At 72.2% G+C, this 17,563-nt stretch carries 12 protein-coding genes; 5 read left to right on the forward strand and 7 right to left on the reverse strand.

Annotated features, from left to right (window positions below; translation table 11 throughout):
• Positions 1 to 60: 60 nt before the first annotated feature.
• Positions 61 to 909 (reverse strand): hypothetical protein, encoded by an 849-nt coding sequence (locus tag AB0G02_RS13725; protein ID WP_360793494.1) that lies wholly within the window; start codon positions 907 to 909, stop codon positions 61 to 63.
• Between the two features lie 265 nt (positions 910 to 1,174).
• Entirely contained in the window at positions 1,175 to 1,924 is a 750-nt protein-coding gene (locus AB0G02_RS13730) for an SDR family oxidoreductase (protein WP_360793496.1), read from the reverse strand.
• Positions 1,925 to 2,044: 120 nt separating this feature from the next.
• Here AB0G02_RS13730 and AB0G02_RS13735 point away from each other — a divergent pair, with 120 nt between their 5' ends.
• Positions 2,045 to 2,872, forward strand: a complete 828-nt coding sequence (locus AB0G02_RS13735) for a helix-turn-helix transcriptional regulator (protein WP_360793498.1) — start codon at positions 2,045 to 2,047, stop codon at positions 2,870 to 2,872.
• A 48-nt stretch (positions 2,873 to 2,920) separates the two neighbouring features.
• On the opposite strand, the gene AB0G02_RS13740 is transcribed toward AB0G02_RS13735, so the two are convergent.
• Positions 2,921 to 4,468: an alpha/beta hydrolase gene (locus AB0G02_RS13740; protein WP_360793516.1), complete on the reverse strand. Its 1,548-nt coding sequence runs from the start codon at positions 4,466 to 4,468 to the stop codon at positions 2,921 to 2,923.
• Between the two features lie 88 nt (positions 4,469 to 4,556).
• Between AB0G02_RS13740 and AB0G02_RS13745 the strand changes: the two genes are divergently transcribed.
• Positions 4,557 to 6,272 (forward strand): NAD+ synthase, encoded by a 1,716-nt coding sequence (locus AB0G02_RS13745; RefSeq protein ID WP_360793500.1) that lies wholly within the window; start codon positions 4,557 to 4,559, stop codon positions 6,270 to 6,272.
• A gap of 24 nt (positions 6,273 to 6,296) precedes the next feature.
• Here the strand turns inward: AB0G02_RS13745 and AB0G02_RS13750 are convergent, their stop codons facing one another.
• A complete protein-coding gene (locus tag AB0G02_RS13750; protein ID WP_360793502.1) occupies positions 6,297 to 6,821 on the reverse strand; it encodes a DUF308 domain-containing protein in 525 nt (174 codons plus the stop codon).
• Between the two features lie 300 nt (positions 6,822 to 7,121).
• Here AB0G02_RS13750 and AB0G02_RS13755 point away from each other — a divergent pair, with 300 nt between their 5' ends.
• Complete coding sequence (locus tag AB0G02_RS13755; RefSeq protein ID WP_360793504.1) at positions 7,122 to 8,318, forward strand: MFS transporter; 1,197 nt, start codon at positions 7,122 to 7,124, stop codon at positions 8,316 to 8,318.
• 470 nt (positions 8,319 to 8,788) lie between these two features.
• Here the strand turns inward: AB0G02_RS13755 and AB0G02_RS13760 are convergent, their stop codons facing one another.
• The 3 genes from AB0G02_RS13760 to AB0G02_RS13770 are packed head-to-tail and all read right to left on the reverse strand — an operon-like array spanning position 8,789 to position 11,662.
• Positions 8,789 to 9,382: a TetR family transcriptional regulator gene (locus tag AB0G02_RS13760; RefSeq protein ID WP_360793506.1), complete on the reverse strand. Its 594-nt coding sequence runs from the start codon at positions 9,380 to 9,382 to the stop codon at positions 8,789 to 8,791.
• A gap of 31 nt (positions 9,383 to 9,413) precedes the next feature.
• Positions 9,414 to 11,006 carry an MFS transporter gene (locus AB0G02_RS13765; RefSeq protein WP_360793508.1) on the reverse strand — a complete coding sequence of 531 codons (1,593 nt, stop codon included), beginning with the start codon at positions 11,004 to 11,006 and terminating at the stop codon, positions 9,414 to 9,416.
• On the reverse strand, positions 11,003 to 11,662 hold the full coding sequence (locus AB0G02_RS13770) for an LppX_LprAFG lipoprotein (protein ID WP_360793510.1): 660 nt from the start codon (positions 11,660 to 11,662) through the stop codon (positions 11,003 to 11,005). Before AB0G02_RS13770 ends, AB0G02_RS13765 begins: the two co-directional genes overlap by 4 nt.
• Before the next feature lie 151 nt (positions 11,663 to 11,813).
• On the opposite strand from AB0G02_RS13770, the gene AB0G02_RS13775 reads away from it, so the two are divergent.
• Complete coding sequence (locus AB0G02_RS13775) at positions 11,814 to 13,157, forward strand: glutamine synthetase family protein (RefSeq protein WP_360793512.1); 1,344 nt, start codon at positions 11,814 to 11,816, stop codon at positions 13,155 to 13,157.
• A 59-nt stretch (positions 13,158 to 13,216) separates the two neighbouring features.
• The gene (locus AB0G02_RS13780) at positions 13,217 to 17,449 is read left to right on the forward strand and encodes an FkbM family methyltransferase (protein WP_360793514.1); all 4,233 of its coding nucleotides are present in this window, start codon (positions 13,217 to 13,219) and stop codon (positions 17,447 to 17,449) included.
• Positions 17,450 to 17,563 lie beyond the last annotated feature (114 nt).

Consider the following 17,563-nt stretch of genomic DNA (forward strand, 5'->3'; position numbering starts at 1 on the left):
GGCTGACGGGGTGGCTGCGCGGGCTCGGGTGGGGGGGGGTGGCCGCGGACCCGGTCCGGACTACCCGGTGCAGTTGGGGACGGCGGGGGAGCTGCCGACGCAGTTGTTCGGGGTGTTGGCGCTGATCGGTGAGGAGGTGGTGGTCATGGTGCCGTTGGCCCGGAGCACACCGCCCGCCGTGAGCAGCGCGCCGTTGGCGGTCACCGCGGTGGTGGTGAGCGTCGTCGCGGTGGAGTCCACCGCGGCGATCCCGGCGCCCCGTCCGGCCGTGTTGTGGTCGATGACCAGCGGGTTGCCGGTGACCCCGGTGGTCGTCAAGGTGCCGCGGAGCCCGTTGTAGATGCCGCCGCCGTCCCGGAGCGCGGTGTTGCCGGACACCGGGCTGCGGGTGAGCGTCGCGGCGGGGGCGGTGCCGCTCGGCGTGTCGGCGTTGGCCAGCCCTCCGCCGTCGAGCGCGGCGTGGTTGCCGCTGAGGCTGCTCTTGGTCAGCGTCACCGCGCCGCGGTTGAGGATGCCGCCGCCGCTGCCGGTCGTGCTGCCGTTGGTGAAGGCGACCGACGTGGTGAGCGTGAGGCTGCCGGTGCCGGAGACCTCCGCGATGCGGAACAGCAGCGGCGAGCCGCGGGTGATCGTCGCGGGCCCGATCATCTCGATGGGTGTGGTGATGACCGGGAGCCCGTTGTCCGGCCCGCCGTGAGCGGAGGTGAGGCTGTAGGTGCAGCCCCCCGCGAGGGTCAACGTGTCCGCCGCGGCGGTCGAGTTGGCCAGGTTGACCGCCACGACGAGGGCGTTCTCACCGCAGGCCACCGGAATGGTGGCCGCCTGGGCCGCGGGCGTGAGTGCCACCATGCCCGCGGCCAGCGCGGTGGTGCCCAGGAGCACTCGGACTGTGGTGCGGATGCGTCGCATGACGCCTGCTTCCTGCTCGCCAAGCCTCTCGGGGCGTTCTCGCGCCGACAAGGGGCGGTTCGTGAAACCCCGCCTCGGGGAATGGCCCCGTGATCGGGCCAACCTTTCGGAGGGATTCTGGAGCAACGAGGAAAGCATATGCTGACGTCACAACGGTGTATACCGCCATGCGATGAAAAGAGGAATTGCCTAGCCTGAATGATGGTATCGGAAAAATGCTCGCGAATGTCCGATCAGCGGCAGGATGGGAAAACGCGAGCCCGACTCAGACCTGCACGGTCGGCAGCACCACGATCTGCCGCAGGTTCACCTGCTTGGGCCGGCTGGTGGCGAACCCGACCACGTCACCGATGTCGGCCGGGTTCAGCGGGGGCACCTGCTCCCGCCACGCCGCCAGGTGCGCGTCCACCTCGGGGTTGTCCATGTGGTCGGCCAGCTCGCTGGTGACCAGGCCGGGCTCGACGTTCGTCACCCGCACGCCCAGCGGGCCCAGCTCGGTGCGCAGGTTCGCGGACAGGTGCGTGACCGCGGCCTTGGTCGCGGTGTAGACGGCGTAGTTGGGGAAGGTCAGGTGCGCGCCGATGGACGAGATGTTCACCAGGTCGGCGGTGCCCTCCGCGCCCGCCCCGACCAGGTCGGAGGTGAACGCCCTGGTCACGTTGAGCAGGCCCTTGACGTTGGTGTCGATCATCCGGTGCCACTCGTCGTCGCGGCCCTCGGTGACGGGGTTCGCGAGCATCACGCCCGCGTTGTTCACCACCAGGTCGACCCGGCCGAACGCGCGGTGGACGGCCTCCACGGCCCCGGTCAGGTCACCGGTCACGTCGGCGGCGACGGCCAGCGCCTGCCCGCCCTCGGCGGCGATCTTGTCGGCCAGCTCGGTGAGCCGGTCCGCGCGGCGGGCCAGCAGCGCGACCTTCGCCCCCGACCGGGCGAGGACGAGGGCGATCTCGGCGCCGATGCCGCTCGCGGCACCGGTGACGACGGCAGTGCGGTTGTTCAGGTCGTAGGTCATGGCAAGAACACTGGTCCTCGTCGAGCGGGTTACCGGAGGCCCTGGTCAGCCTGTGGGACCGCGTTCCCCAGGTCTGCCAGTACCCAGGTTGGGGGACCGGGGCACGGCCATACTGGGTGGGTGAACCACGATCTGGGCGAGTTCCTCCGCAGCCGCCGGGCCCGCGTGCGCCCGGACGACGTCGGCCTGCCCGGTGGCGGACGCCGCCGCGTCCCCGGCCTGCGGCGCGAGGAGCTGGCGCTGCTGGCGGGCGTGAGCGTGGACTACTACATGCGCCTGGAGCAGGGCCGCACCCCGGCCGTCTCCGACTCCGTGCTCGACGCCGTGGCCCGCGTGCTGCGCCTGGACGAGACCGAACGCGCCCACCTGCGCAACCTCGTCCGACCGGCCCCCACCAGGCGTCCCGCGCCGCAGCGCGTCCGCCCCGGCCTGTGGCGGCTGCTGGAGGTGGTGGACGACGTGCCCGCGTTCGCCATGGGCCGCCGCTCGGACATCCTGGCGTGGAACCCGCTGGCCGACGCCCTGTACGGCTTCGGCGCGCTCCAACCGGAGGACCGGAACTCGGCCAGGCACACGTTCCTGCTCCCCGAGGCCCGCACGTTCTACCGCGACTGGCCCGCGGTCGCCGCCGACATGGTGGCCTTCCTCAGGCTCGACGCGGGCCGCTACCCCGACGACACCAGGCTCGCCGCGCTGGTGGGGGAGCTGTCGGTGAAGGACGAGACGTTCCGCAAGCTGTGGGCGCAGCACAAGGTGCAGGAGAAGACCCACGGCACCAAGCTCATGCACCACCCCGTCGTCGGTGACCTGGACCTGGACTACGAGACCCTGCGACCCAGCGGCGACCCGGACGTCGTCCTGGCCGTCTACACGGCGAAGGCCGGCTCGCCCAGCGAGGAGCGGCTGAAGCTGCTGGCCAGCTGGGCCGCGTCCGCGGTCGACGCCTGACGTACGAGGCGGTGGGGATCCGCCGAAGCGCGGATCGCCCGTTCCGCCTCAGGAACAGCGCGTGCCCTCGGACGGCAGCTTCAGGTCGATCAGGTAGGTCTGCCCGGCCTGGTCCACGCACTCGTTGCCCTGCAGGAACACGGTGTGCTGGTTGCCCTCGAACGTCAGCAGCCCGCCACCCAGCTCCTTGGCCAGGCTCACCCCCGCCTCGTACGGCGTGGCCGGGTCACCGGTCGTCGAGATCACCAGCACCGGCGGCAGCCCCGCCACCGGCTTGTGCTCCTGCACGGTCGGCGGCACCGGCCAGAACGCGCACGCGTCCAGCGCGCCGGCGGCCGGCTGGCCGTCGTCGAGGAACGGCGCGGCCTGCTTGTACCGCCGCGCCACGTCGTTCAACACGTTCTTGTCGGTCACCCGCGGCTCGTCCACGCACTTCACCGCGACGAACGCGTCGGTGATGGTCGAGTAGTGGCCTTCCTTGTCCCGGTCGAAGTAGTTGTCGGCCAGCAGCATCAGCACGTCACCGCGGTTGTTCTTCAACTCCGTCAACCCGGTGTTCAGCGGCGCCCACAACTCCTCCGAGTACATCGCCTGGATCGCACCGGTGATCGCGTCGTTGTACGACAGCTTCCGGTCGCCCACCGCCACCGGCCGCTGCGCCAGCGGCAGCGTCAGGTCCCGGAACGCCTGGTTCGCCTTCGACGGGTCCGCGCCCAACGCGCAGTCCTGCCGCTTCGCGCACCACGCCGCGAACGCGTCGAACGCCTTCTGGAACCCCGCGCCCTGCGCGATCAGCGACTCCACCTGGTTCTGCGTCGGGTCCACCGCGCCGTCCAGCACCAGCGCCCGCACGTTGCCCGGGAACGCCTGCGCGTACGACGCGCCGATGTGCGTCCCGTACGAGTACCCCAGGAAGGTCAGCTTCTCGTCGCCCAACGCGGACCGCATGACGTCCAGGTCGCGCACCACGTCCCGCGTGCCCACGTTGGCCAGCACGTCGGCCCCCGTCATCGCCGCGCACTTCTCCGCGTACGCCTTGTTCTCCGACTCGGTCTCCGCCACCCCCGCCGGTGACGCGTCCAGGTCGTCGTCCAACCGGTCGGCGTCCCGCTCCGCGTCGGTCAGGCACCTGACCTGCGGCTCGCTCGCCCCGATGCCCCGCGGGTCGAACCCGACCAGGTCGAACCGCTCGCCCAGCGCCGACGTCCGCACCTGCGCGCCCAGGCTCGCCGCCGCCGCCATGCCGGACGCGCCCGGACCACCGGGGTTCATGATCAACGACCCGATCCGGTCACCCGTCGCGGCCTGCCGCAGCAACCCGAGCTTGATCGTGCGGCCCTCGGGCTTGCCGTAGTCGAGCGGCACCTCCAGCCGGGCGCACTCGATCGACTTCTTGCTCTTGAACAGCGACGTCGTCGTGCCCGTCGTGGCGTACGGCGCGCAGTCCTCCCAGCCCAGCTCCTGGCCGTAGAACCGCTCCAACCCGGCGGGCACCACCCCGGCCGGCCCTCTCTGCTCCACCGACGTGCCCGGGGTGGGAGAGCCGGGCAGCACGCTCGTGCACGAGGCGAGGAGCGGGAGGGCGAGGAACAGCATCATCCGACGGCGCACAGGTTCGATCGTAGGTGTGACTCGTCGGCCACAACGCCCGCCAAGCTCGCGCCGAGTGAGCGAGAATGCCCCCATGCCACAGCTCCGACTCGCCCTCGCCCAGGTCAACGCCTGTGTCGGCGACCTGGCCGGCAACACCGAACTCGTCGTCGAGTGGTCCCGCAAGGCCGTCGAGGCAGGCGCCCACCTCGCGGTCTTCCCCGAGATGGCGCTGACCGGGTACCCGGTCGAGGACCTGGCCCTGCGCGTCTCCTTCGCGGAGGCGTCCAAGGAGGCCCTGACCGCGCTCGCGACCAGGCTGGACGAGGCGGGGTGCGGCGAGCTGGCGGTGTTCGTCGGCTACCTCGACCGCGACGAGCGCGGCATGCGCAACTCCGCCGCCGTGCTGCACCGGGGCGGGGTGGTGGCGCGGCAGCACAAGCACCACCTGCCGAACTACGGCGTGTTCGACGAGCGCCGCTACTTCACGCCCGGCGACACGCTGGACGTCGTGCGCGTGCACGGCCTCGAGGTCGGCATGGTGATCTGCGAGGACCTGTGGCAGGACGGCGGCCCCGTCGCCGCCCTCGGCGAGGCGGGCGTCGACCTGGTGGTCTCGCCGAACGCCTCGCCGTACGAGCGGAACAAGGACGACGCCCGGCTCCCGCTGGTGGCGCGGCGCGCGGTCGAGGCCGGTGCGCCGCTGGCCTACGTCAACCTGATCGGCGGGCAGGACGAGCTGGTGTTCGACGGCGACACCATGGTCGTCAACGCCGAGGGCGCGCTGATCACCCGCGCGCCCCAGTTCGTCGAGCACCTCGTCGTCCTGGACGTGGACCTGCCGGGCGGCGCTCCGCGCACCGAGGGCAACTACGGCGGCTTCGCCGTCCACCGCCGCTCCCTGAGCGACGACCCGCTCCCGGCCTACACCCCGCTGCCCGTGCCGGAACCCGCCGAACCGCTGTCCGACGAGGCCGAGGTGTGGCACGCGCTGGTCACCGGCCTGCGCGACTACGTGCACAAGAACGGCTTCCGCTCGGTCGTCCTCGGGCTCTCCGGCGGCATCGACTCGGCCGTCGTCGCCTCGCTGTCGGTGGACGCGCTCGGCGCCGACCACGTGTACGGCGTGTCCATGCCCTCGGTGTACTCGTCGGACCACTCGAAGTCCGACGCCTACGACCTCGCCCAGCGCACCGGCTGCCACTACTCGGAGCAGCCGATCGCGGACATGGTCGGCGTCTTCGTCGACCAGCTCGGGCTGACCGGGCTGGCCGAGGAGAACGTCCAGGCGCGGTGCCGCGGCGTCACGCTGATGGGGTTGTCCAACCAGCACGGGCACCTGGTGCTGGCGACCGGCAACAAGACCGAGCTGGCCGTCGGCTACTCGACCATCTACGGCGACGCGGTCGGCGGGTTCGCGCCCATCAAGGACGTGCTCAAGACCCTGGTGTGGGACCTGGCGCGGTGGCGCAACGCGCAGGCCGAGAAGCTGGGCGAGATGCCGCCCATCCCGGAGAACTCGATCAGCAAGCCGCCGTCGGCCGAGCTGCGCCCCGGGCAGGTCGACACCGACTCGCTGCCGGACTACGAGCTGCTCGACTCCGTGCTGGACGACTACGTGGAAGGCGACAAGGGCTACCGCGACCTGATCGCGATGGGGTTCTCGCACGAGCTGGTGGACAAGGTGCTGCGGATGGTCGACAAGGCCGAGTACAAGCGCCGCCAGTACCCGCCGGGCACCAAGATCACGTTCAAGGCCTTCGGCCGCGACCGCCGGCTGCCCATCACCAGCGGCTGGCGCGAGGGCTGACCGCACCCCGCCGGGTGCCGAGGTTCAGGCGGTGGCGGCCGTTCCACCGGGTGCGGCCGTCGCCGTCGTCGCCTTGGCCTTCCTCGGGGTGCGGTCGACGCCGAGCGCGCCCGCGATCGCCAGCGCCCCGAGGACCATCAGCACGATGGCGAGCAGCCAGGCCAGCGCGAGGAGGCTCGCCACCGGCCAGACGAGCACCACGACCCCGCCGATCGCGGTGACGGCGCCGGAGAACACCGACCACCCGCTCTTGCCGAAGCCGTGGAAGATCTCGGCCACCCCGCCCACGACCCAGGTCGCGCCGAGCAGCAGCGCCAGCACCGCGATGGTCTGGAACGGGGCCCGCAGGCACAGGATGCCCGCGACCAGCGCCAGCAGCCCGGCCACCGCCAGCAACCACCGCTGACGTCCCGCGGTGTCCGAGGAGAACGAGCTCACCAGCCAGAACACGCCGGTGACGAGCATCTCCAGGCCGAACAGGACGGCGGCGGTCAGCAACGTGAGGCCCGGCCAGAGCAGCACGGCCAGCCCGATCAGGACGGTGATCACCCCGAAGGTGATCCACAGTGCTTTCGGCTGGCCCGCCGGTGACTCGGCACTTGTGGTCTGACCAGCGGTGTTCGCATCGGGATGTGTCATGGGCCCATCGTCCGTCCGGCCATTCGGCCCCGCAGCGCCATCGCAGCGGTTCCACCGTTCGGTCTAGTTCGGTGTCGAGGCCGGTGACCCACCGCACATTCCATCTCCACCGTTGGAGTTAGGCGGCATCGCGTCGTACGCTAAATCCAACGCTTGAGTTGGAATCAGGCAGTCGTTGGTCGGTCATTGGTCGTCGAAGGCAGGAATCCGGTGTCGCACCCCGCTCGCACCCAGTCAGTCCTCACCCGTCCGCCCGTGCTGGTGGGCGTCCTGGTCGCGGCCGTGATCCTGGCAGTCGGCCAGCTCTACCTGACCGTGCCGCTGCTGCCCGGCGTGGCCGAGCGCTACGGCGTCCCCCTCTCCGCCGCCGCTTGGGTCGGCGGCGGCTTCGGCTTCGCGTTCGCCCTGGGCAACCTCGTCTTCGGCACCATCTCCGACCGCTACGACCGACGTCACGTGATGGCGTTCGGCCTGGCCCTCGGTGCCGTGATCGGCCTGGTCGCCGGCGCGTCGACCGCCTTCGCCCCACTGCTCGCCGCCCGCGTCGTGCAGGGCTTCCTCGCCGCCGCGATCCCGTCCGTGGCCCTGGCGTACGTGGCCGAGGCCCTCCCGCCCGCACGCCGCGCGGTCGGCCTGACGGCGGTGTCCGGCTCGTTCCTGCTGGCCGGCCTGCTGGGCCAGGCCTACGCGCTCGGCGTCGACAAGGCCATCGGCTGGCGCTGGGTGTTCTGGCTGCTCGTGCCCGTGCTGCTGGCCGTCGCCCTGACCGTCACCCGGCTCCCCGCGGTCCCACGCCCCACCCCCACCGCCCTCACCACGACCTTCACCCGCCTAGGTGAACTCCTCCGCCGCCCACCGCTCCTCGTGGCGTACGCGGGCGCGATCACCCTCCTGCTGACCTTCGTCGGCATGTACACCGCCCTGACCGCGACCGTCGGTGAGCGCTACGGCATCCACGCCGCCGCGGACCTGCTCCTGCTGCGCCTGCCCGGCCTGCCGGGCATCGCGCTGGGCCTGTTCGCGGGCCCGCTGATCGCCCGCTTCGGCCCGCACCGCGTCGCCCCCGCCGCCTTCCTGCTCGCCGCGGCCGGCCTGACGCTGGAAGCCGTCTCCACCACCCTGCCCGTGCTGCTCGTGGGCAGCGCGATCTTCGTGGCCGGCCTGGCCGTGACCATCCCCGCGCTGGTCGCGCTGGTGGGCCGCGCGTCCGGCGAGGCTCGGGGCGCGGGCCTGGCGGGCTACGGCTTCCTGGTCGGCCTGGGCGGCGGCATCAGCCCGGTCCTCGTGACGGCCCTGGCACCGGCCGGCTTCGCCGTCGTCTGCCTCACCCTGGCCGGCCTGCTGCTCCTCGCAGCGGCCACCCTGGTCCTGGGCCCACGTCCAGCTCCCATCCCCGCCGCCGCCTGACCCCGTCCGCCGCAGTCCCCCTCGCCCGGCGATGCACTCCCGTGCCTGCCGCCTGACCATCCACCCCGTCCCGCCTGACTCATCCACCCCCGTGCCCGCACCTGACCCGTTCACCTCCCCGTGCCCTCTGCCCCGAACGTGATCGGGCCGGGTGCCTGGCTCGGGGCTGGGCGGTGCGATCGAAATCCGCCGGGGCGGAGTCGGGGTGGGCGGGGTGCGGTGGGTGGCTGGTCGGGCGGGTGGTCTGGCGGAGCCGGTGGCGGCTGGCGTACGTCACCGGCGGTGGCCGGCGTACGTGAGTGGTCGGCGGAGGGGCAGTCGGCGGAGGGGCGGTCGGCGGAGTGGGTGGTCGGCGGGGTTGCGGTTCCTCGATTCAACCGAGGTGCGGTAACAGTGTTTCCGTACATTTTCGGGTCATGATCACCCGATCGTGTTCGGTTCCGGCGCGGTGGCGAGCCGGTGACAGGAGCCTAATCCGAAGTCCTGACCTGCGCAGATGATGCCATCCGCCGAGCCGCCTCGACCACCGCCGCACGGCGGCGCGCGACCCCCTCGGCACCGGTCACCATCCGGGCCACCTGGGGCACGGCCAGCCACCACGACGTCAACGACATGATCATGAACACCAGGTCGGCGGCTTCCGCCCCCGCGACCAGCACGCCCTCCGCCTGCGCCGCCCGGAACGCCTCGACCTTGCGCCGGTAGTGCGCGGCCCGTCCGTCCTCGTCGGGCACGGCCCCGTCCCCGTACGCCAACGCCTCCCACTGCAGCAACCGCACCAGGTGCGGGTTGGCGACGTGGTAGTCGAAGCACCGGCCCGCGTAGTCCCCGACGTCCCGCAGCCCGTTCAGCGGCACGGCCGCCGCGATCTTCGCCATCTCGTCCGACAACACCGTGGTGAACAGCTGTTCCTTGTCACCGAAGTAGTTGTAGAGCCGTTCCTTGTTGACCCCGGCCCGCGCCGCGATCCGCTCCACCCGAGTGCCCGCCAACCCGTGCGCGGCGAACTCCACGACCGCCGCCTCCTTCAGGCGCCGACGCGTCTCCTCGGTGTTCCAGGCCACCCCGCGATGATAACCAACCGAAACGTTGCCTTCACGAACGATCACCCGGACCAGAACCCGAACCCGACGCGGAATCAGAAGCAGAACCGGCGCGCGGCAGCAGCAACGACACCAGCGCCCCGACACCGCAGATCACCGCCGTGATCCAGAAGATCTCGTGGTACTCCGTCAGCAACGCGTCCGTCAGCGCCTCCCGGTACGCCTGCGCCTTCGCGGCGAACTCCTCCGGCGACATCCCGAACGGCAACGGCGTGTCCAGGTCCGCCGTCAGCTCGCGGAACCGGTGCAGGCCCCAGGCCGACAGCGCGGCCACGCCGACCAGCATCCCGGTCATCCGCGCCACCACCACGGCCGCCGACGCGACACCGTGCTGCGACGACGGCACGGCGCGCAGCACCGCCGCCGACACCGGCGCGATCACCAACCCCAACCCGAACCCGGCCACCGCCAGGTCCCGCCCCACCACGAACGACGACACGGAAGCCGGCCACTGCGCGATCAGCGCGTACGCACCGCCGGCGACGACCAACCCGCCGAACGACACCCACCGGTCACCCAGCCGCGTGCGCGAGGCCAACCACCCGCCGACCAGCGCGCCCACCGGCAACGCGATCAGGAACCGCGCCAGCATCGCCGCCGCGGCGGCCGAGTCACGCCCCAACACGGTCTGCGCGAACAACTCGACGTCCACCAACGTCACCATCAGCGCCGCACCGGCCGCCAACGACACACCCAGCGACGCCAGGAACGGCCGCACGGCCACCCCGGCCGGGTCCAGCAGCCGCACCGGCGACCGCCGCTCCCACAGCACGAACCCGACGAACACCACCGCCGACCCGCCGAGCGCCGGCAACCCCCACGACGGCAGCACCGAGTGCGACGGGTCCGGGTTGTAGAGCGCGACGACCAGCAGGGCCAGCGCCGACGCCAGCAACCCGCCACCGACGAAGTCGATCCGAACGGGAGACGCCGGAGATGCCGGAGACCCGACCGACCCGACCGAGCGCGGCACGGTCACCTGCACGACCACCATCGCGACCGCGGCCAGCGGCAGGTTCACCCAGAACACCCACCGCCAGCTCTGCGGCTCCACCGACTCGAAGAACGACCAGGCGTTGAACAACGACGCCAACCCGACGCCGTACAGCGTGCCCAGCACGCTGCCCAACTCCTGCGCCGCGCCCACCACGCCCAACGCCGACGCACGTCGCTGCGCCGACCACAGGTCCGCGACCAGCGCCATCGTCACCGGCAGCAACGCCCCACCGGCCAGCCCCTGCACGACCCGCCCCGCCACCAGCACCGGCAGGTCACCGGCCAGCGCCGTCACCGCCGAGCCGACCGCGAACCCGAGCAGGCACAGGTGCAGCACCAGCCGCCGCCCGAACCGGTCGGACAGCTGCCCCAGCAGCGGCATCCCGGCGACGTACCCGAGCAGGTACCCGGTGACCACGGGCGTCGCGCGCTCCAGGTGGTTCACCGGGATGCCCAGGTCGCGCACCATGTCCACGAGCACGCCGACGACCACGTACGCGTCCAGCGCGCCGAGCAGCACCGCCGCCGCACCGGCCCCGATCGCGAGCCGACGGGCCTTCACCCCGGCCGCCTCCACCGCGGAGCTCACGCGGGCGGTGAAACGGTGACGGGCTTGTTGAGGTCGGACAGCTCGATCGTCACCTTCGCCCCGCTCGGCAGCGTGAACAGCGCCTTCTGCAGCTTCTCGTCCCGCACCGAGAACTCCGAGGCGACGTCGGCGTCGATGCCCGGCACCAGCCCGGCGACCACGTCACGCGGCACGGTCGCCCGCACGACCGCCACCCCGTCGTCGTGGGAGACGGTCTTCGCGTCCCGGGCGTCCGCCAGCACGCGGGCCACACCCCGGTCGGGGTCCAGGATCGCGGTCGGGTCGTACACCTGACCGGCCAGCGCCGCGGGCAGCTTGGTGAACCCGCCGGTCGGCCCCTTGAAGTACAGGTCCTTGCCGACCAGCACGTACTCGACCTCGATCAGCTGGCCGAACTGCTCGACCTTCGCCCGGCCCCGCGACTCGCCCTCGGCGTTCAGGTCGCCCTCCGCGTCCTTCACGGTCACGCCGGGCAGCTCGCCGTCGACCTTGATCGTGAAGTGGGTGCTGGTCACCGACTTCATCCCCGCGGAGGCCTTGGCCAGCACGTCCGGCCCGTCGGGCAGGGACGACCCGGCGCCACCGGAGGACGTGCAGCCCGCCGTGAGGGCGAGGGCGAGCACGAGCGACCCGATCAGGGCGCGACGAGGGAACATGGGTGAATCGTAGGTCCAGCGGTCGCGCCGGCACGGCGAAACACCCCCGCACGCCCATGACCTGCGCAATCACTCGTGCGTGGCAAACGGCGCAGCGCGTTCGGCCGAGTCGGCAACGCGCCCGTCACCGTCCTTACCTAGGCTTCGTGTCATGAACCGCCAGCAGGAGTTCGTGCTCCGCACCCTCGAGGAACGCGACATCAGGTTCGTCCGGCTCTGGTTCACGGACGTCCTGGGTTTCCTCAAGTCGGTCGCGATCGCGCCCGCCGAGCTCGAAGGGGCCTTCAGCGAGGGCATCGGCTTCGACGGCTCCGCCATCGAGGGCTTCGCCCGGGTGTACGAGTCGGACATGGTGGCCAAGCCGGACCCGTCGACGTTCCAGGTGCTGCCCTGGCAGACGCCGGACAAGAGCCACTACTCGGCGCGGATGTTCTGCGACATCGCGATGCCGGACGGCTCGCCGTCGTGGGCCGACCCGCGGCACGTGCTGCGCCGCACCCTGGCCAAGGCCAGCGAGGCGGGCTTCACCTGCTACGTGCACCCCGAGATGGAGTTCTTCCTGCTCAAGGGCCTGCCGGACGACGGGAGCGAGCCGCTCCCGGCCGACAACGGCGGTTTCTTCGACCAGACCAGCCACGAGACCGCGACCCACTTCCGCCGCCACGCCATCGAGGCGCTGGAGGCCATGGGCATCTCGGTCGAGTTCAGCCACCACGAGGGTGCGCCCGGCCAGCAGGAGATCGACCTCCGCTACGCCGACGCGCTCACCATGGCCGACAACGTGATGACGTTCCGGTACGTCATCAAGGAGGTCGCGATCACGCAGGGCGTGCGCGCCTCGTTCATGCCCAAGCCGTTCACCGACCAGCCCGGCAGCGGCATGCACACCCACGTCAGCTTGTTCGAGGGCGACCGCAACGCGTTCTACGACGCCGAGGACCCCTACCAGCTGTCCGACACCGGCAAGATGTTCGTCGCCGGCCTGCTCAAGCACGCCCGCGAGATCTCCGGCGTCACGAACCAGTGGGTGAACTCCTACAAGCGCCTGATCGTGGGCGGCGAGGCGCCGACGGCGGTCTGCTGGGGCCACGCGAACCGGTCCGCGCTGGTGCGCGTGCCGATGTACTCGCCGGGCAAGTCGTCGTCCCGCCGCGTCGAGATCCGCTCCCTGGACTCCGCGTGCAACCCGTACCTGGCGTACGCGGTGATACTGGCCGCCGGCCTCAAGGGCATCGAGAAGGGCTACGAGCTGCCGCCGCCCGCCGAGGACGACGTGTGGTCGCTGACCGACCGGGAACGGCGTGCCGCCGGCTACGACAACCTGCCGCAGAACCTCGGTGAGGCGTTGACCGAGATGGAGAACTCCGAACTGCTGCCCGAAGCGCTGGGCGAGCACGTGTACGACTTCTTCCTGCGCAACAAGCGCACCGAGTGGGACGCCTATAGGCGCAGCGTGACCCCGTACGAGCTGCGCACCCTGTTGCCCGTCCTGTGAGGGAGACACCCGTGCGGGTGGTCCACACCGGGCACTCGGAGAAGCTAGGTTTGCAGACCGTGACCGAGGTGCCCGCGCGTTCGGAATCCCGTCCCACGTTCATCGCCTGCACGGTGGCCACGGCCGCCGAGCTGCCCGCGGTGAAGGTGCTGTCCAGCTCGTTCCTGGCGGCCCACCCCACGGCCAGGTTCATGGCGCTGGTGGTCGACGCCCAGCCGGAGCACTCCGGTCCGGGCCTCGCGACCCCCTCCGACCTGGGCATGAGCCAGGACGAGCTGGCCGAGCTGGCGACCGGCTGCACCGCCGCGCAGCTGTGCGGCGTGCTGCGGCCGAAGCTGCTGGAACAGCTGCTGGGCCAGGGCGTGCCGGTGCTCTACCTGGACCCGTGGGTGCAGGTGCTCAGCCCGCTCACCGAGCTGGTCGAGACCGCCGTCCGACGCGGGCCGCTGGTCCTGCTGCCGCGGGCGCTGCGGCCGCTGCCGGACGACGGGCTGCGGCCCACGCCGACCGAGCTGCTGGAGACCGGCGTCTTCGACCCGGGGTTCCTGCTGGTCGCACCGGGTGCCGAGCCGTTCCTCCAGACCCTCGGTGAGCAGCTGCGCCGGACCCCGGACGCCACCAAGGCCGTGCTCGACACGGCACCCGCGCTGGTGAACGTGCACGTGCTGCGGGACGCGACGGTCGGCCTGTCGGTGTGGAACGCCGCGCAACGCGACCTCCACCGCGGCCCGGACGGGACGTTGACGATCCTCGGTGAGCCGGTCCGCACGGTCCACTTCGCGGGCTTCGACCCCCACCGCCCGTGGCTGCTGTCCGCGGACTTCGCCGACCGCCCCCGCGTGCTGCTGTCGGAACACCCGCAGCTGGCGGAGCTGTGCACGGCGTACCGGGCGGACCTGGTGCGCAAGGGCCACACGCCGCAGCGGGTGCGGTACGGCTTCGGCCAGCTCCCGGACGGCACCCGGATCCCGGACGAGCTGCGCGCGGACTACCGCGAGGCCTCCCGGACCCACCCGGGCTCCGCCTTCAGCCCGCAAGGCTGGACCCGAACCGCCCCGCTCGCCCCGGACGCGCCGATCCCAGCGGTCACCGCCACGCCCGCCGTCGACGCGCCGCCGGTCCGGATCAACGGCACCTTGCCGACCTCCACCGCTGCGAGCCCGGCCGACGCGGACCCCGCCGACACCCCGGTCGACCTCGACCCGGTCGCCGCCGCGCCGACCTCCGACACCGAACCGGCCTCCGACGCCCAGCCGACGATCGACGTCGAGTCGACCACCGACCGCGCGGAGTCCGGACCCGAGCGCGCGCCCGAATCGGAGTCCGGCCCCGAAACCACGCCTGACCCGGAAACCTCACCCGAACCCCGGTCCGAGGCGACCCCGGACCCCGCGCCAGAGGCCGACCAGGCCCGGCCGGACGTGGCCGAACCCGCCTCCGACCTGCCCCGACCGGACGCCGTCGAGAGCACCGCCGTCCCACCCGCGACCTCGACCGCCCCGCCGGCTGCCTCACCCGCGACCCGGGCCGACTCGTCCGCGGCTCCACCCGCGACGTCGGCCGAGCCGTCCGCCGCTCCGCCCGACGCCTCCACCGCCGCCCGCCCGCAGACCCCGGCCGCCCGCACCACCCCACCCCCCGCGTTCGGTCCCGACGGCGGAGCGGGGTTCGTGGACTGGGCCGCCGAGCCCGCACCCGACCTCCCTGGCAGCACCCGCTGGGCCGCCGCGCTCTGGCGCTCCGACCCGGCCCTCCGCACCCAGTTCCCCGACCCGTTCGGCACGGACGGCGAGGCGTTCCGCGACTGGTGCGCCGGCGTCGGCGTGGCGGCGGGCCGGTTGCCGGTCGCCGCGGTCCCGCGCTCCCACACCGACGCCCCCGTCCTGCACGACCAGCTCGGCGTCTCCGTCCTCGGCACCGGACCGATCGCGGACCTCGTCCACGCCGCCGCGCGCGCGTCCGGCCTCCCGACCTCCACCACCGCCGGCTACCCGGTCGTGATCCGCGTCGGCACCGGCGCACGGGTCCCCGACAGCCGGTTCGTCGTCGACTACCTCCTGGACGAGCCGCACGACGACCAGCCCACCGACGCCAACGAGCTCTGGGTCCCCTCCGAGACGACCCGCGCCGCGCTCGAACGCCAAGGCGGCCCGACCGTCCGCGTCCTCCCGCTCCCCGTCCCGGAAGCCGACATCCCGGAAGCCGACGTCCGGGAACCGATCGCCCGAGGAGCCGGAGCACCCGACGGTGTGATCTTCGGTGCCCTCGCGGACCACGCCGTCGACCGGACGGGCAACGTGCTGGGCGCGGTCTCCGCGTTCCTCTCCGCCTTCCCCGACCGCAACGACGTGACGCTGCGCGTCGAGGTCACCCACGCGCGAGCCCACCCCGAGGCCGCCGAACGACTGCGCCTGGCCACCGCCGCCGACCCGCGCATCGAGCTGGTCGACGCGCTGGGCACCGTCGACTGCCTCGTCCAGCTGCACCGGGGCGGGGCGTGCGACCGGATCGCGCTCACCCTCGCCCGCCACGCCGCGCGTGCCACCCCGATCATGACCTCCGACCACGGCGCGGTCGCGGAGCTGTTCGACAAGTCCTCGGTGATCTTCGTGCCGTGCCGCCAGGGCGTCGAACCCGACGTGCAGGCCGCCGCCAAGCTCATGCGCGCCATAGCCGACGACCTGCCCACGGCCGTCGCGATCGGCATCAGGGGACGTGAGCACGTCCGGGCCACCCGTGACGTCGCCAAGGTCGGGGAACTCCTCCGCGAACGAGTCGAGCACGCCTACCGCGGTTGGCGCGCGCGCCGCGCCAAGCCCTCCCCGACCGTCGACCCGTTGAAGCCGCTGCACTCCGCGAAGCACGCCCTGCTGCGCCAGCCCGACGTCGGCACCGCCAGCCGCACGCCCATGGCCCCGCAGCTGCGCAAGGTGGTCCTGCGCGTGCTCGACCACTACGACAACCACATGCGCGACGTGCTCAACTCCCTGGTCGACGGGGTGGAGCGCACGGTCTCCGAGCTGGTCCGCCGCCAGGACGACATCTCCACCGGCGTCGGCCTCGGTGAGCTGGAGGTGCTGCGCGCCGAGCTGGAACAGCACGCCGAGCACCAGGGCCACCTCGCCGACCAGATCGTCGGCATCGACGACGGCGTCGTCCGGGTCCGCGCCGACATGGCGGGCCAGGGACGGCGGGTGCGCGAGATCGAGGACGCCGTCGTGGCCGAGGCCACCAAGCGCGCCAAGCAGGGCGACGTCCTCGCCCAGCGCATCGACAAGCTCGCCGTCGCCCTCGAACGCACCCTCGACCGGATCGACTCGCTGGAGTCCAAGGTCGTCGACGTGCTGCGGGACCGCGACACCAAGCTCAACGCCGGCCTGCGCGCCGCCAACCAGGCCCAGCAGACCGCCGACGCCCTGCGCCGCGTCGTGGTGCGCGAGCACGAGCGGCACGGCGACACCGTGCCGCGCAGCTCGCTGGTGCTGACCGACGTCGGCCTGCTCAGGCTGCCGTCGGACGACGCGTTCATGCTGCCGATGCTGTCCAGCAACGGGGTGTGGGAGACCGACCTGTCCGAGCTGATCGACTCCGTGGTCGAACCGGACGGCATCTTCGTCGACATCGGCGCGTACGTCGGGTACCAGACCGTGCGGATGCTCAGCCGGTTCGGCTCGGGCGGCGCGGTGGTCGCGGTCGAACCGTGCCCGTCCGCGCGGGCGCTGCTGCGGCACAACGTCGACGTGAACCTGCCCGAACGGGTGGCCCAACAGCTCGTCCTGGTCGACGCCGCCGCGTGGGAGACCACCGGCGAGCTGGCCATGCAGCCCTCGTTGACCGGCGGGGTGTCGGTGGCTCCGCTGCCGGCGGACGCCGGCGAGGACGTGCCCCGCGTGCGCGCGGCCAGGCTCGACAAGGAGCTGGAGTCCGTGGCGACGTTGCAGGGCCGCAAGCTGTCCGTCGTCCGGGTGGACGCGCCCGGTCGCGGTCACCGCGCGTTGGCCGGACTCGTCCGCCTGCTGCGCCGGGATCGCCCGCACGTGTTCCTGGAGTTCTCCCCTTCCGCGACGGAGGGTTTCGGCGACGACCCGGTCACGGTCCTCAAGGAGTTCCGCATCTGGGGTTACGACCTGGTGCCGGTGGGGACCCGCGAACCGGCTTCGCCGGAGCAGATCGTGGCCGCGATGGAGGGAATGCGGACCCTCTCGTTGTGGCTGCGACCACGTCCCGTGCAGCCCAAGGGACCCGGTCCGCAGGTCGCCATGCCGGTCCGTACCGCTCCCGCAGCTCGCTGACCAGGCGATTTGACACCGACGAAGGTCATGAGTAACTTTTACCGAGTCGCCAGCAAGAACCTCGGGCCGAGCGGTTGACACCGCGAAACGGGCCGAGTAGACTACTGCGGCGTC

Source organism: Actinosynnema sp. NPDC023658 (assembly GCF_040639995.1).
In the GTDB taxonomy this organism is placed as follows: Bacteria; Actinomycetota; Actinomycetes; order Mycobacteriales; family Pseudonocardiaceae; genus Actinosynnema.

Excerpts from the sequence above, each read along its gene's own strand:
- AB0G02_RS13740 (WP_360793516.1), bottom strand. The coding sequence starts at position 4,468 with ATGCTGTTCCTCGCCCTCCCGCTCCTCGCCTCGTGCACGAGCGTGCTG.
- AB0G02_RS13770 (WP_360793510.1), bottom strand. The coding sequence starts at position 11,662 with ATGTTCCCTCGTCGCGCCCTGATCGGGTCGCTCGTGCTCGCCCTCGCC.
- AB0G02_RS13745 (WP_360793500.1), top strand. The coding sequence starts at position 4,557 with ATGCCACAGCTCCGACTCGCCCTCGCCCAGGTCAACGCCTGTGTCGGC.
- AB0G02_RS13730 (WP_360793496.1), bottom strand. The coding sequence starts at position 1,924 with ATGACCTACGACCTGAACAACCGCACTGCCGTCGTCACCGGTGCCGCG.
- AB0G02_RS13725 (WP_360793494.1), bottom strand. The coding sequence starts at position 909 with ATGCGACGCATCCGCACCACAGTCCGAGTGCTCCTGGGCACCACCGCG.
- AB0G02_RS13775 (WP_360793512.1), top strand. The coding sequence starts at position 11,814 with ATGAACCGCCAGCAGGAGTTCGTGCTCCGCACCCTCGAGGAACGCGAC.